General features: G+C 71.3%; 12 protein-coding genes. 5 read left to right on the top strand and 7 right to left on the bottom strand.

Features of this window, described 5'->3' with window-relative positions:
• Nucleotides 1-57: 57 nt before the first annotated feature.
• Nucleotides 58-1,659 (bottom strand): extracellular catalytic domain type 2 short-chain-length polyhydroxyalkanoate depolymerase, encoded by a 1,602-nt coding sequence (locus ACSYGO_RS40820; RefSeq protein ID WP_460389847.1) that lies wholly within the window; start codon nucleotides 1,657-1,659, stop codon nucleotides 58-60.
• A 185-nt stretch (nucleotides 1,660-1,844) separates the two neighbouring features.
• Here ACSYGO_RS40820 and ACSYGO_RS40815 point away from each other — a divergent pair, with 185 nt between their 5' ends.
• Complete coding sequence (locus tag ACSYGO_RS40815) at nucleotides 1,845-2,897, top strand: alpha/beta hydrolase (RefSeq protein WP_460389846.1); 1,053 nt, start codon at nucleotides 1,845-1,847, stop codon at nucleotides 2,895-2,897.
• Between the two features lie 123 nt (nucleotides 2,898-3,020).
• Here ACSYGO_RS40815 and ACSYGO_RS40810 read toward each other — a convergent pair whose 3' ends face one another.
• Both ACSYGO_RS40810 and ACSYGO_RS40805 read right to left on the bottom strand, forming a co-directional pair.
• Complete coding sequence (locus tag ACSYGO_RS40810; RefSeq protein ID WP_460389845.1) at nucleotides 3,021-3,458, bottom strand: cupin domain-containing protein; 438 nt, start codon at nucleotides 3,456-3,458, stop codon at nucleotides 3,021-3,023.
• Nucleotides 3,459-3,707: 249 nt separating this feature from the next.
• Nucleotides 3,708-4,586, bottom strand: a complete 879-nt coding sequence (locus tag ACSYGO_RS40805; RefSeq protein WP_460389844.1) for an alpha/beta hydrolase — start codon at nucleotides 4,584-4,586, stop codon at nucleotides 3,708-3,710.
• A gap of 169 nt (nucleotides 4,587-4,755) precedes the next feature.
• Between ACSYGO_RS40805 and ACSYGO_RS40800 the strand changes: the two genes are divergently transcribed.
• Entirely contained in the window at nucleotides 4,756-6,735 is a 1,980-nt protein-coding gene (locus ACSYGO_RS40800; protein ID WP_460389843.1) for an AfsR/SARP family transcriptional regulator, read from the top strand.
• Nucleotides 6,736-6,771: 36 nt separating this feature from the next.
• Here the strand turns inward: ACSYGO_RS40800 and ACSYGO_RS40795 are convergent, their stop codons facing one another.
• The 4 genes from ACSYGO_RS40795 to ACSYGO_RS40780 all read right to left on the bottom strand — a co-directional run bounded on the left by ACSYGO_RS40795 (nucleotide 6,772) and on the right by ACSYGO_RS40780 (nucleotide 11,192).
• The gene (locus ACSYGO_RS40795) at nucleotides 6,772-7,980 is read right to left on the bottom strand and encodes a serine hydrolase domain-containing protein (RefSeq protein ID WP_432173172.1); all 1,209 of its coding nucleotides are present in this window, start codon (nucleotides 7,978-7,980) and stop codon (nucleotides 6,772-6,774) included.
• Between the two features lie 142 nt (nucleotides 7,981-8,122).
• Entirely contained in the window at nucleotides 8,123-8,569 is a 447-nt protein-coding gene (locus ACSYGO_RS40790; RefSeq protein WP_426676418.1) for a VOC family protein, read from the bottom strand.
• Nucleotides 8,570-8,767: 198 nt separating this feature from the next.
• Entirely contained in the window at nucleotides 8,768-9,631 is an 864-nt protein-coding gene (locus tag ACSYGO_RS40785) for an ABC transporter ATP-binding protein (protein ID WP_460389842.1), read from the bottom strand.
• Nucleotides 9,632-9,749: 118 nt separating this feature from the next.
• Complete coding sequence (locus tag ACSYGO_RS40780) at nucleotides 9,750-11,192, bottom strand: aldehyde dehydrogenase (protein WP_426676420.1); 1,443 nt, start codon at nucleotides 11,190-11,192, stop codon at nucleotides 9,750-9,752.
• A gap of 191 nt (nucleotides 11,193-11,383) precedes the next feature.
• Between ACSYGO_RS40780 and ACSYGO_RS40775 the strand changes: the two genes are divergently transcribed.
• From ACSYGO_RS40775 to ACSYGO_RS40765, 3 genes are all read left to right on the top strand, one after another.
• Nucleotides 11,384-11,872, top strand: coding sequence for a TetR/AcrR family transcriptional regulator (locus ACSYGO_RS40775; protein ID WP_460390418.1), 489 nt, complete (start codon nucleotides 11,384-11,386; stop codon nucleotides 11,870-11,872).
• Nucleotides 11,873-12,107: 235 nt separating this feature from the next.
• Nucleotides 12,108-12,287 carry a hypothetical protein gene (locus tag ACSYGO_RS40770; protein WP_426676421.1) on the top strand — a complete coding sequence of 60 codons (180 nt, stop codon included), beginning with the start codon at nucleotides 12,108-12,110 and terminating at the stop codon, nucleotides 12,285-12,287.
• Nucleotides 12,288-12,936: 649 nt separating this feature from the next.
• Nucleotides 12,937-14,010, top strand: coding sequence for an alpha/beta fold hydrolase (locus ACSYGO_RS40765; RefSeq protein WP_460389841.1), 1,074 nt, complete (start codon nucleotides 12,937-12,939; stop codon nucleotides 14,008-14,010).
• Nucleotides 14,011-14,099 lie beyond the last annotated feature (89 nt).

The raw sequence follows: 14,099 nt of genomic DNA, 5'->3' as shown, positions 1-14,099 counted from the left end.
GTGGCCGGCGGAGCGGTGTCCGGCCGCGGGAAGCCCCCGTCTGCTGCGGGTCTGCCGCTACTGGTACTCGACGGTCAGTGTCGCCCGGGTGTCCTTGTTGACGAAGAGGTACGCGGTCGAGGCGGGGTTCGATTCGAAGCGGAGGCGCACCTGGGTGGTGCCCGTCCGGTCGATCGCGGCGAGCCCCGCCGCCGACAGGTCGGTGGAGGACCTGCTGCCGGACGAGAAGGATCCGACGACGGCGGCGCCGGGTGCCGTGGCGGTGGCCGCCCAGTCCGAGGCCTCGACGGAACATCCGCCGAGGCAGCCCCTGTTCACGTCGACGAGCAGCCGGTTGCCCGCGGGACTGGACCAGGGGTCCCCGACGCCACTGCTCCTCGTGAGCGTCACGTACGCGCGGGTGATCTGCTTGCCGGCGGGGATCTGCGAGGTGTCGAAGGACAGGACCGTCCGGTTGTGCTTGCCGTCGCTGCCGCGGCCGACGGCGAGACCGTACGTGCTCTCCAGCGTTCCGACGGCCGCGCCCGTACCGTCCGCGGCGGCCTTCACATAGCCGTCCTGGGAGTCGACGCTCGCCGCCGTCACCGTGTTCTGCACCGGTGGCGGTGCGCTGCCGGAGAGCGCCTTCACCATCGCCATGATCGCCTCGATCTGCTTCCCGCCGTGCCGCGCGTAGGCGGAGTCCCCGAGGTAACCCCACCAGTTCCAGCAGCCGTTGGGGTTGTCCAGCGTGGTCGTCGCGACGGCCTGCGGATACAGGACGATGAGATGGTTCGTGTCGGCGTACTCGTCGAGGTACGCCTTGTCGATGAACTGGCTGCCGAAGCCCTGGTACGAGTAGCCCTGCTTGCAGCCGTGCAGGGCCACGACCAGCTTGCAGGCCGCGCCGCCCGCGCAGGCCGTCGGCACGTAGACGAAGCCCTTGTCGTCCATCGAGACGGCCTTGGCGGCGCCGCCCGGGACGTACTTGTTCTGGTCGAACTGGGTGAGTGTGCCGGTGGGACCGCCGCTCGGCGCGGCGACGGAGCCGAGCAGATGGCCGAGCAGGTCGCGCTCGGCGTCGATCCCGCAGTTGTTGATCCACGGACTCTGGGTGACGGTGCAGGAGTTCGGGCCGAGCGGGCTGATCCAGGCGTGTCCCGCGGTGGTGCTGTTGTCGTAGCGGACCTGGGCACCGAAGCGGCCGTAGTAGGCGGCGAGCGCGTCGGCCACCGGACGCTTGACGGTCGTGTCGCCGGAGCCGCTGAACACGTACACCGGGTCGCCCGACAGGTTGGCCACGGGGTCGACGAGGCCCTGCGCCGACCAGTCCCGCGTCGTCTGTTCCAGCTTGTCGAGCTGAAGGTCCTGCAAGGTGTCCATGCAGGCGTTCAGGGCCTTGTTGAGGTCGTTCTGCGCGCAGTCGTACGGCCCCGCGGCGAAGACCGCCGAGCCCGTGAACGTTCCCGAGTACGCCACATGGAGCTGGGTGGCCATGTATCCGCCGGAGGAGACCCCCGCGCTGTACACGGCGTCGACGTCGTAGGGCTTGAGGTCCCCCGGCACCGGAGCGGGCGCGGCGGCGGCCGCGTCGGTCGCCGTGGGCAGCACGAGGACCGCTGCGACGAGCGACAGCAGGACGATCAGCCGGCGGAACAGGGCAGCTGGCGACGCTCTCATGGGCACTCCGTCGAGTGTGAGTCGCGGTGGATGGGTGTCCGGGAGGTTAAGTCCGCCTGCAGGGGCCGGATATGGGGTCGGAACCCACAAGAGCGCGCTCGCCTGTGGGTGTGGTCCCTGGCGTGTGTGCGCATGCGGAGGCGTTGCGGAGGGCACACGGCTTCGAAGCCCGCCCGGTCCGTGACATGGGGCGGGACCGTCTCCCGATTCCGACTGGATGGCCCGTGGAACTGAACCCCCCGCCGTTCGACGGCGAGCTCGAAGGCCTGGCCGACGCGCTGGCACAGCACATGAACAGCGCGTTGTCGCCGGGCGAGCTGGTCTCGCTGCGTGCCGAGCAGGTTCCGCTGATGCCCACGAACGAGGACCTCGCCCGCGACGGCGCCTTCCACGTCGAGGAACGGACCGTCCCGGGACCGGTCGGGGCGCCCGGCGTCCGCCTCCTCGTGTGCCGCCCGGCGGGCGCCCGCGGAGCTCTTCCGGTGCTGTTCCACCTGCACGGCGGCGGCATGATCATGGGCAGCAGTCGCCTCGGGGTGGACTCGCTCCTGCCCTGGGCGGCGGAACTCGGGCTCGCCGTGGTGTCCGTGGAGTACCGGCTGGCACCGGAGCACCCGTACCCGGCGGCCTTGGACGACTGCTTCGCCGCGCTGGAGTGGCTCGCCGGACATGCCGAGGACGTCGCGATCGATCCCGGGCGCATCGTCGTGGCCGGGGTCAGCGGAGGCGGCGGGCTCGCCGCGGCCCTGTGTCTGCTCACCCGGGACCGCGGGGGCCCGCGGCCCCTGGGACAGATGCTTCTCTGCCCGATGCTCGACGACCGCAACGACAGCCCCTCCGCCCGTCAGATGGAGGGGCGGGGAATCTGGGACAGGGAGTCCAACGGCACCGCCTGGCGGCACTTCCTGGGCGAACTGCACGGCAGCGACGACGTACCCGGCTACGCGGCTCCGGCACGGGCGGAGGATCTGTCCGGCCTTCCCCCGGCGTTCCTGGACGTGGGTTCGGCGGAGACGTTCCGCGACGAGGTGGTCGCCCACGCCTCGCGCGTCTGGCAGGCCGGCGGAGTGGCCGAACTGCACGTGTGGCCCGGGGGTTTCCACGGATTCGACTTCGCCGCTCCGCAGGCGGCCGTCTCACGCGAGGCGCGCGCGGCGAGACTGCGCTGGCTGCGCCGCCTTCTCTCCGCCGGCTCCCCCGCCGAGCCCTGTCCCGTGCCGGAAGGCCACCGGCGCTGAGCTCCTCTCCGGCACACCCACCGCGCCACGGCGACGCGGACCGTCCGCGCCGGGCCCGCACCGGAGCGCGGGGCTGCCCGACCGGGCAGCCCCGCGAGTGGAGAACAGACCGTCCGGGAACGGCTATGCGAAGTCGCACCCGGGGTTCGCCGCGTCCTCCGAGAAGGGGGCGCCGTGCGGCAGGACGTAGAGGACTTCGAGGACGACGTCCGTGGTTCCCAGGTTCCTGCCGATGTGCACGTTGCCGGGGCCCGCCGGCTCCTTCACGGCACTGCCTCTGGGATACACACCGTCCGACGTGCACGTGGCGTCGAAATGGGACAGGGTTCCCTGCTTGACATACCCATAGAGGACGCCGTCGTGATAGTGCCATCCGGTCGCCTGACCTGGCGGTATGGTCACCTCCCGCAGGACGTAGTCGGTGCCGCCGACCGTGGTCTGCGAGATGACCCGGCCGGTGACCCCGGGGCCCGCAGGGGTCGCCTGCGCGGCGGGGGCCAGTGCCGAGACGGCGGTGATCAGTGATCCGGCGACGGCCAGTCGAACCAGTGCGTGCGTCACGCAGGTCCTCCTCGTAGAAACTCACCGCCTCACCTCGCGGCCGGGGCCACCGACGAACCCGTCCCCGGGACCGCGAGGCACTGCGGCCGGCATCCTCCGTACGACCGGCTCGGGCACAACTCACGTGCGACTGAGCCGACTTGGCCCATTCTGGGCGTGCGCGGTCCAGGGCGGCCACCGGTTCCGGGATACGTGCGGGCCGGTTCCGAATGCGTGCCTGGTGTTCCGCACGAGCCGGCCCGGCCCGGGTCAGCGGGCCATCAGGTCCCGCAGGGCCTTCGCGATGTCGCCGGGTGCCTCCTCGGCCATGAAGTGACCGCACGACACGGTGGAGTGCCGCAGGTCCGCGGCCCAGGCACCCCACAGTGCGGCGGCCTCGTACCCGAGGGCCGCGCCCCAGTCCTGCTGAAGCACCGACACCGGCATGGTGAGTCGCCTCCCGCTCGCGCGGTCCGCCCGGTCGTGCTCGACGTCGATGCCCGCCGAGGCGCGGTAGTCGGCGACGATGGACGGGACGGCACCACGGCACGCCGCCAGGTAGACGTCGCGAACACCGGCCGGCACGGCGTCGGGGGCCTTGGTCCAGGCATCGAGGAAGTGGCCGAAGAAGGCGTCGGCACTGGCCTCGATCATCCGCTCGGGCAGGCCGGCCGGCTGGGCCATCAGGTAGAGGTGGAAGCCCACGGCCGCCGATGTTCCGTGGAGTGCCTCCCACATGTCCAGGGTCGGCAGGACGTCCAGACAGGCCAGGTGGGTGACGGCATCGGGGTGGTCGAGTCCGGCCCGGAACGCGACGAGAGCACCGCGGTCGTGGCCCGCGAGGGCGAAACGTTCGTGGCCGAGGGCGCGGGCCAGCGCGACGACGTCGTCGGCCATGGTGCGCTTCGCGTACGTGTCCGGGCTCTCCTCCCGCGGCTTGTCGCTGTCGCCGTAGCCGCGCAGGTCGGGGCAGATGACCGTGTGGTCGGCGGCGAGGTCCGCGGCGACGTGCCGCCACATCAGATGGGTCTGCGGGAAACCGTGCAGCAGCACGACCGGCGGCCCGCTCCCGCCCACCGCGACGTGCAGTTCCACTCCGTCGTCCACCCGCACGCGCTGGTGGTCGAATCCGGTCATGGTGTGTGTCATGGCGCTTCTCCTCGGTCCGGTGGTGATCGCCGTTCCTGCCGCCGTGAGGTGGTCCCCGGCGGCCGACGGGATCAAGGCTGCGGGGCGCGGATCAGCAACGGATGAACGCTTGTAGGTTGGGCGGGTCGGCGCGTGGAGAAGCGGCAGGTGGAAGGGACGGGCAGCGGCGGTGAGGGTGCGGTTCGGGGTGCTCGGGGCGGTGATCGCCTGGGACGAGGCAGGTGACCCGCTGCCGCTCAGGGGACCGCGGCACCGCGCGGTCCTGGCCCGGCTGGTCGTCGCCCGCCGACGGGTGGTGCCCGTCTCCCGGCTGGTGGAGGACCTCTGGGAGGACCCCCCGGCCGACGCGGTGGGCGCGGTGCGTACGTTCGTCGGCGACCTGCGGCGAGCCGTCGAACCGGACCGGGCGCCCAGAACACCACCCCGGCTGCTGGTCACCGAGGGACCTGGATACGCGCTGCGGGCGGCGAAGGATGACGTCGACGCCTGGCAGTTCGAGCGGGTGGTGGACGCCCTGGGCGACGCCGGACCCGCTCAGGTGGCGGACGGGTTCGCCGAGGCGCTGAACCTGTGGCGCGGCCCCGCCTTCGCGGACTTCGGCGACGAACGCTGGCTGCGCGCCGAGCGCTCCCGGCTCACCGAGCTGCGGCTGCACGCCGTCGAGCGCATGGCGCAGGCGCGGATCACCCTGGGGGCGGCGGCCGAGGCGGTGCCCGACCTGGACGCGCACGTCACGGAGCATCCGTGGCGCGAGGAGGCATGGCGTCTGCTGGCGCTGGCGCTCTACCGCTCCGGCCGTCAGGCCGACGCGCTGGCCGTGCTGCGTCGGGCGCGCGGCATGCTCCGCGAGCATCTGGGCGTGGACCCGGGGCCTCGGCTGCGCCGGCTGGAGGAGGACGTGCTGCGGCACGCGGATCATCTGGATCCCGACGCGGCACAGACCGTGGACGGTGTGTGGGCGCGGGCCACGGCGGCCTACGAGGGTGCCGTGGCGGCGCGGGCACGGACCAGACTGGAGTCGACCGCGGGGCTGATGCGGGACCTCGCCGTCACGGGCGGGGGCGGCCTGGAGGCGGCGCGGCAGCACCGGGTCGCGGCGGTGGCGGCCGCGGAACAGCTGGGCGACCCCGAGCTGACGGCACGGGTCATCGGCGTCTACGACGTCCCGGCGATCTGGACGCGTTCCGACGACCCGGAGCAGGCTCGACGGCTGGTGGGAGCGGCGGAGCGGACCCTGCGGTCGCTGCCCGCGAAGGGGCACGACGCCGCGCGGTGCCGGCTGCTGGCGACGGTCGCCGTGGAGACACGGGGCGCGCTGCCGCCGGAGGAACCGGCGTCGGGTGAGCACGCGTGGCCCGTGCGGGCGGCCCGGCAGGCGGAGGAGATCGCGCGGCGTCTCGGGGATCCGTCCCTGCTCGCCTTCGCGTTGAACGGCGTGTTCATGCAGTCGTTCCAGCGAGCCGGACTGGCGGCACGACGCGACGCGGTCGGCGCGGAGATCGTGGCGCTCTCGGCCCGGCACGACCTGGTCAGGTACGAGGTGCTGGGGCATCTGATCCGCCTCCAGTCACGGTGTGCGCGGGCCGACCTGGCCGGGGCCGGCCGTCACGCGGACGCGGCGGACGAACTGGCCGCACGGCACGAGCTGCCGCTGGTGTCGGTCTTCACCACCTGGTTCCGCGCGCTGAAGGTCTCGGTGACGGAGCCGCCGGCTGCCGCCCTGGACGCCTACCGGCGGGCGGCCGGGTCACTGCGCGGGGCCGGGATGCCCGGCCTGAGCCACGGTCTGCTGCCGCTGGCGCTGATGAGCGTGCGGGTGCGGCACGGGCTGCCCTTCGCGGGGGACGGTGACGTCGACCTGGGTCCCTACGAGCCCTGGGTGCGTCCCGCGCTCCTGGTGGACGAGGGGCGTGCCGAGGAGGCGCGCGAGGCGCTGCGGTGTCTGGCCTCACCGCCGCGTGACCTGATGTCCGAAGCGCTGTGGTGCCTCGTCGCGCGGGCCGCCGTCGCCGTGGGCGACCGGGGCGTGATGGAGCGGGCGCGGGCGCACCTGCTGCCGGCGGCCGCGGAGGAGGCGGCGGGCAGTGGCCTGCTCACGCTGGGCCCGGTGGCGAGCCGGCTGGAGGAACTCGACGCGGCCCTGCGCTGACGTGGCGACATGGTCGGGTTCCGTAGCCCGGTCGCCTCAATCGGTGGCCAGCGGATGATCGGGGGCCAGGACCGCGGCGATGCGTTGGGCCACGACCTGGGCGGTGTTCTTGTCGGCCGGCGTCTTGGGCCCCTCGGTGGTGGAGACGGCGATGGACAGCTGCTGGTCCGGCAGATACGCCTGGACGGCGGCGTAGCCGGAGAACGAGGGGTTCTGCATGATCCAGCCGTTCAGCACGACGATCCCGAATCCGAAGTGATGCGCTTCGGTCATTGCGATGCAGACGGTGGCGGGGCAGCCGGACGTGGCACGGCCGAGGCCCACGGTCCCCGGGTCGAGCTGGGTCCGGAAGCCGCTGCGCGAGAGCAGTTCGCCCGTCCCGATGGCCTTCGCGGAACGGGCCAGGTCGCAGATGTCGGAGGTGATGACGGCGCCGGGGGCCGTGGTCCATGACGGATTCCAGAACGTGGACTCCTCATAGAGGCCGCGCTCCGATGTGAAGGCGTGCAGTACCGGGGTGGCGATGTCGGGGGTGAAGCTGTTGCTGGTCTCGTGGAGTCCGAGGGGGCCCATGACGCGCTCGTCGAGCAGTTTGTCGAGCCGGGTGCCGGTGATCTTCTCCAGCGCGGCTCCGAGCAGGACGAAATTGGCGTGCGAGTAGCTCCAGTTGGTGCCCGGCTCGTACCACAGCGGGTGACTGGCGGAGTAGTCGAGGAGCTGCTGGGGTGTCCAGTGGCGGAACGGAGCCGCTTCGAGCGCGGCGACGAACTTGGGGTCGGTCACGTAGTCGTGCAGGCCCGAGGTGCTGCTGCCCAGCATCCGAAGGGTGATCCTGTCGCCGTGCGGCACCCGGGGCAGCCACCGCGACACCGGGTCGTCGAGGCCGGCCTTGCCCTCGTCGACGAGTTGCAGCAGGACGGTGGCCATGTAGGCGATGCCCACCGAGCCGGACCGGAAGCGCATGTCGGGCCGTGCCGGCACGCCGGTCATGGATTCCCCGACGGCCTTGGTGACGACGTCCTCGCCGCCCGAAGTCACTTTCAGCACGACGGAGTTCAGGTCCAGGTCGCGTTCGGCCCGTTCGGCGGCGTCCAGGACCTGGCGGGCCCTGCCCTGCGACGGCTCCGGGGAGTTGACGCAGGAGGACCGCCCGGCGGCGGCCGCGGTCACCGCTCCTGCCGGGGCCGGGAGTATCGCGGCGACCAGGGCGGCGGTGCACAGCAGCGCCGTACGCGTACGCATCATGGCTGCGCCCATCGATGACCGAAGAACGGCCGAACCATCATAAATCGCTTCGATACGGGCTACACGCCGGACGGGATCCGGCGGCCTCGCCGGGCTCGGAAGCGGGGGCAGGCCGGTGACGGCCGCCCTCTGGGGGCCGCGGTCACCGGCCGGGCAGCCGCTCCGTGATCTCCTGGAGGACCCAGCCGTTCCCGTCGGGGTCGGTGAACGAGGCGAAGGACCCGTAGGTGGCACGCTCGGAGTCCGGCCCCGGCACCCGGCCGGTCTCGCCCGCCTGGTGGAAGATCCCGGTCTCGTCGTGGAAGGGGCCGGTCACCTCCACGCCGCGGCCGGTGAGTTCCTCATGAGCCTTCTCGATGTCGGAGACGATCAGGTAGAGACCCTGGGCCGAGCCGGGTTCCGCGTCCGTGACGCCCTCGCCGAAGATGACCGAGCACGCGGAGCCCGGGGGCGTCACCTGCACGACCCGGTAGCCGTCCTTGACGGGCAGGTCCGCGTCGAGGCGACCGCCCAGCTGACGCGTGTAGAAGTCCTTGGCCCGGTCGACGTCGGAGACGGGCAGTACGACGACTTCGAGTTTCAAGTCCATGGCTGTGGTCTCGCTTTCGGGGCTCTTCCGGTGGGGGCACCGCCGTCGGTGGGGACGACCGGCCGGGTGAGGGCACCACGGGAATCCCCTACCAATGAGCTCCAAAATACGCCAGATAAGGCAATTATCCGATTTGACGCCTGATGGGGAGCCGTCGAAGCACTCGCGAGGTCGCCCCGCTCACGGAGCCGCCCCCCCTCAGGACGTCGCGTCGGTCGCGATGTCGGCGCGTTCCCCGGCCAGGCTGCCCGAATACGCGGCCCAGCGGCCGTCGTGCCGGGCCACCCGGACGGGACGGCCGAAGCAGGCCGTCATCCACGGCGCGGTCAGCACGCCGCCGACCGGACCGCCCACCAGGATCCGGCCCTCGCGCAGGAGCAGCGCGTGACCGACCGCCGGGAACAGCTCCTCCAGATGGTGAGTGACCGTCACGGTGGCCAGGTCCGGGCGGCTTTCGGCCAGCCGCTGCATCGCCTCGACGAGGTCCTCGCGCGAGGGCAGGTCCAGCGCGTTGAACGGCTCGTCGAGCAGCAGCAGGGGCGGCGCGGGCATCAGCGCCCTGGCGATCAGGATGCGCGCCCGCTGCCCGCCGGAGCACACCGCGTAGGGTCGGTCGGCGAACTCCTTGACACCGAGTTCCGCGAGGAGCGCGTCGGCACGGTCGCGCACCTCGTCGTCGTACGTGCGCCACAGCGGCTGGACCGTGCCGCTGTGCCCGGTAAGGACGACGGTGCGGGCGTCGACGTCCTTCGGCACGGCCTGAGCCGAGCTCACATGGCCGATGCGGGTGCGCAGTTCGCGTACGTCGACCCGGCCGAGGCGGCAGCCCAGTACTTCGACGCTGCCGGTCGTGGGGTGCATCTGGGCGCCGAGCAGCTTCAGCAGTGTCGTCTTGCCCGCGCCGTTGGCACCGAGCAGCGCCCAGTGCTCTCCGGCGCGTACGGTCCAGTCGACCTCCGAGAGGATCGCCAGCCCGTTCGTGTGGCGGCGGACGCCGACGCCCTCCAGGGCGACGACGACGCCCCGGCCCTCGGACGTTCGCCCTGCCGTCGTCTCGGCCATGCCTGGACTCCCTCCGGCGCTCGGAACACCACCCGGAACACTAGATGTACTGGACACCGTGTTGCCGGGGGTGTCCGCCTCTTGGACATCGGCGCGTCCCTCGCCTCGGAGCGGGCCGTCACACGGTGACGGTCTTGTACTCGATGTACTGGGCCAGCCCGACGGACCCGTACTCCCGGCCGATCCCACTGGCCTTGAAGCCGCCGAACGGCCCGTCGAAGCCGATGGACGCGCCGTTCACGGTGACGGTGCCGGTCCGGATGCGGCGGGCGACATCGAGGGCGTGGGCCTCGTCCGCGGACCACACGCCGCCCGACAGGCCGTACTCGGAGTCGTTGGCGATGCGTACGGCCTCGTCCTCGTCGTCGTAGGCGATGACCACGAGGACGGGGCCGAAGATCTCCTCCTGGGCGATCCGCATCGTGTTGTCGACGTCGGCGAACACGGTCGGGGTGACGTAGTTGCCGCCCTCCAGTCCGGGCGGAACCTGAGGGCCGCCGGTGACGAGCCGGGCGCCTTCCCGGATGCCGAGCTCGATGTAGTCGCGCACGCGCTGCTGCTGATCGGGGCGCACCATCGGGCCGATGAACGTGTCGGGGTCGCCCGGGTCGCCGACCTTCAGGGACTCCACGAGATCCTTGAGGGCGGCGACCACCTCCTCGTACCGGCCGCGCGGCGCGAGGATCCGGGTGTGCGCGATGCAGGACTCGCCGTTGTTGAGCAGGGAGGCGAACTTCAGCCCCTGGACCGCCCTGTCCAGGTCGGCGTCGGGCAGGATGACGGCGGCCGACTTGCCGCCCAGTTCCAGGCTGACCCGCTTGAGCTGCTCGCCCCCGATCGACGCGATCCTGCGGCCGGCGCGCGTCGAGCCGGTGAACGCGATCTTGTCCACGTCGCGGTGCGACACCAGGTACTCACTGGTCTCCCGGTCGGCGGGCAGCACGCTGATCACGCCTTCGGGCAGGCCTGCCCGCTGGAGCAGTTCGGCCAGGAACCCCATGCTCAGGGAGTTCTCCGGGGAGACCTTGAGAACGACCGTGTTGCCCGCGAGGAGGGCGGGGATGATCTTGGCGTTGGCGGCGGAGAACGGCGAGTTCCACGGAATGACGGCGGCGACGACACCGACGGCTTCGCGGCGCAGCAGGCTGCGCACGGGCGAGGCGGGATCGCTGGGCACGAGAGCCTCCTCCCAGTCCAGTTCCTCCGCCGCCTTGAAGTAGGCGTTGGCCTGCCGCGAGAGCCCGGGCTGACCGGCGAGCGTGAACCACCGGGCCGAACCGTTCTCCGCGGAGATGAGCTCGGCGATCTTCTCCGCATGGGCCTCGCGCAGCGCGTTGTACCGCCGCAGGACGGCGATGCGCTCCGCGGGTGCCGTACGCGGCCAGGGGCCGGCGTCGAAAGCGGCACGGGCGGCCGCCACCGCGCGGTCCACGTCGGCGGGCTGGGCCTGAGCCGCACGGCCGATCACGGTCCGGTCGTGCGGGGACTGGATGTCGAGCAGTTCCGCACTGCTCGGCGCGACCCATGAACCTCCGACGAAAAGCTGGTCGTACGTGATCATCTGGGATCCCTCTGGATGAGTTCGATGGACTCTCTCGAGCCTTAAGTGTCACTTCACCGTAGCACTTACATCCATGAGGGCTACATTCATGCGCCAGTATGTGACAGAGGAGTCACGGCGACGTCTAAACTGAGGAGGTGAGAGCCGACGCAGCACGCAACCTGGAAACCGTCCTGACGACCGGCGCGCGCATGCTCGCGGCCGATCCGGCCGCGAGCATCGCGGCCATCGCCGCGGAGGCCGGCGTCGACCGCCGGACCGTCTACCGGCGCTTCGCCTCGCGCGAAGCGCTCCTGGCCGCCATCTACGAGGCCCGCCTCAACGCCATCGAGGAGGCCGTCGAGGCCGCCCGGCTGCGCGAGGCCCCCGTCGCCGTGGCGCTGCACCGGTACGTCGAGGGGATCATCACGGTCAACCGCAAGTGGCCCGTCGAGCTGACCCGGATGCGAGCCGAGGAGTCCATCCGCGAACGCCGCAACCGCGTGATCCGCGAGGTCGACGTCTTCCTGGAACGCGCCACCGACGAGGGACTGCTCCGCTCCGGCCTGCCCGCGGGATGGGCGAGCTCTCTGCTGCCGCAGCTGATGCACCTGGCCTCACAGCAGCTGCCACATCTCAGCGACGCCCAGGCGGCCGACCATGTCGTCGACACCCTGCTGCACGGCGTCGGCTCCACTTGATCCCGTGGCTCGGCACGAACCGGCCCGACGGCCCGAGGCATCTCTATCCGTCACCACCTTGACAGGTGATTGGATCGACTGCGAGCATCGTCACCAGTTCAAGCGGTATCGCGGGTGGAGCCTCTGAGCAACGATGGAGGGTGCCGCCGACGTTCCGCCGGCTGCGAGCAAACCGTTCACGGCGGCCGACCCGTCCGCCCGGATGGGCCCGCCGAGGCCCGGTCGAGGAGAGCAGATGTCACGCAAGGAAGTGGCCGCGGACACCGTCGCCGAAGCGGCTCGCCGCGCACGCTTCGGCACGCTGCCGGAGCGCATCCGCCTGGAGGACACCGTCGAGGAGAGGCCGGCCTCGGCGCCGGACCCGGCCAAGGACACCTTCAACTACGACGAATGGCTCGTCCGCACGTGCCTGTGAGACCCCCGGCCGGCATCGGGCGGGGATGAGCGGACGACGAGGCGCGGAGATCCCGGGATCTCCGCGCCTCGTCGTCTGCCCGTCAAGCCGGTGACGTCACGACCGGGAGGGACAAGGGAAAGCCGTGCCGCCCTGCGCCGGAAACACGCGTGGGCGGCGCATACACCCCGCACGAGGATGCGCGCGCCGCCCACGGGTGCCCGGCGAAAGCCGCCCGAAGTCCCGTCAGAAGACCTGGGTGAAGCAGCCGACCGAGATGACGACCACGGCGAACACGGCCACGAGGCCCTTCGCGAAGTTCATGTGACTGCACCTTTCCGAAGTCACCACTCATCATGTGCCGACGATCGTCACACACGGATAATCACTAGTCAAGCAGGTGACGAACCCGAGCAGTCGCGACCACCGAGAGCGACGGCCGCTCGATGGGCATTCCTGCGCGCACGTCGACGAACCCAGCGAGTTCGCCCTGCCGGAAGGGTCACCGCCGCGTACCCCACAGAATTGCGTCACCAGCTTGACCGGTGATGCACGCCGTGCGAGGGTCACCGTGGACGCCGATCCGAGGGTGTGCCGCACGCCGCCGCCCCGCTCGGATCGCCCACGTCGGGCATATCAGGACAATGGATTGGGCACGGAGGGATTTCACATGATCAACAGGCGCACCTTCAGCAAGGCCCTGGGGCTGGGCACGGGCGCGACTGCCGCTGCGGTGACCGGTCTGCACAGCCTCCCGTCCGCCTCCGCCGCCCCGCGCACGCGGGACTCGACTCCGGCACGGACCGGGACCACGCCCACGGGCGTCCCCGGAGACCACACGTCCTTCGCCTCGGTGAAGCAGATCAAGGCCGGGCTGCTGGACGTCGGCTACGCGGAGCTGGGCCCCGCGCACGGCCCCGTGGTCATCTGTCTGCACGGCTGGCCCTATGACATCCACAGCTTCGTCGACGTCGCACCGCTTCTGGCGGCGGAGGGCTACCGCGTGATCGTGCCCTACCTGCGCGGCCACGGCACGACCCGGTTCCTTTCCTCCCGGACCTTCCGCAACGCCCAGCAGTCGGCGATCGCCCTCGACATCATCGCGCTGATGGACGCCCTGAAGATCCACAAGGCCGTGCTCGCCGGTTTCGACTGGGGCTCGCGGACCGCCGACATCATCGCGGCCCTCTGGCCCGAGCGCTGCAAGGCCCTGGTCTCGGTGAGCGGCTACCTCATCACGAATCTGAAGGCCAACCTCCAGCCCCTGCCGCCCAAGGCCGAGTACGCCTGGTGGTACCAGTACTACTTCGCCACGGAGCGCGGCCGGCTCGCCATGGAGGACAAGACCAAGCGTCACGACCTGGCCCGGCTCGTCTGGGACACCGTCTCGCCGACCTGGGACTTCGACGACGCCACCTTCGAGCGCACCGCGGCGGCCTTCGAGAACCCCGACTACACGCCCATCGTGCTGCACAACTACCGCTGGCGGCTGAGCCTCGCCGACGGCGAGCGTCGCTACGACCGCTACGAGAAGCAGCTGGCCGCGCGTCCGGTCATCACGGTGCCCACCATCACCCTCGACGCCGAGCACGATCCCTTCACAGCGCCCGGCGACGGCTCCACGTACCGGGACAGGTTCACCGGCAAGTACGACCACCGCACGCTGAAGGGCATCGGCCACAACCTGCCGCAGGAGGCCCCGGCGGCGTTCGCCCAGGCCGTCGTCGAGGTCGACCGCTTCTGACGTGACCTCGGGGGCGCAGCCGGAAGCCCCGCGGCCGGCCGAACCGTGGAAGCATGGGCCCTTCTGACGGAGAGACAACTTCGCGAAGG

It is taken from the genome of Streptomyces krungchingensis, from assembly GCF_054729265.1.
This window is presented reverse-complemented; position numbering and strand designations above follow the sequence as displayed.

Coding starts and splice junctions, on each gene's coding strand:
- ACSYGO_RS40820 (WP_460389847.1), bottom strand. CDS start 1,659: ATGAGAGCGTCGCCAGCTGCCCTGTTCCGCCGGCTGATCGTCCTGCTG.
- ACSYGO_RS40815 (WP_460389846.1), top strand. CDS start 1,845: ATGGGGCGGGACCGTCTCCCGATTCCGACTGGATGGCCCGTGGAACTG.
- ACSYGO_RS40805 (WP_460389844.1), bottom strand. CDS start 4,586: ATGACACACACCATGACCGGATTCGACCACCAGCGCGTGCGGGTGGAC.
- ACSYGO_RS40795 (WP_432173172.1), bottom strand. CDS start 7,980: ATGATGCGTACGCGTACGGCGCTGCTGTGCACCGCCGCCCTGGTCGCC.
- ACSYGO_RS40790 (WP_426676418.1), bottom strand. CDS start 8,569: ATGGACTTGAAACTCGAAGTCGTCGTACTGCCCGTCTCCGACGTCGAC.
- ACSYGO_RS40785 (WP_460389842.1), bottom strand. CDS start 9,631: ATGGCCGAGACGACGGCAGGGCGAACGTCCGAGGGCCGGGGCGTCGTC.
- ACSYGO_RS40780 (WP_426676420.1), bottom strand. CDS start 11,192: ATGATCACGTACGACCAGCTTTTCGTCGGAGGTTCATGGGTCGCGCCG.
- ACSYGO_RS40775 (WP_460390418.1), top strand. CDS start 11,384: ATGCTCGCGGCCGATCCGGCCGCGAGCATCGCGGCCATCGCCGCGGAG.
- ACSYGO_RS40770 (WP_426676421.1), top strand. CDS start 12,108: ATGTCACGCAAGGAAGTGGCCGCGGACACCGTCGCCGAAGCGGCTCGC.
- ACSYGO_RS40765 (WP_460389841.1), top strand. CDS start 12,937: ATGATCAACAGGCGCACCTTCAGCAAGGCCCTGGGGCTGGGCACGGGC.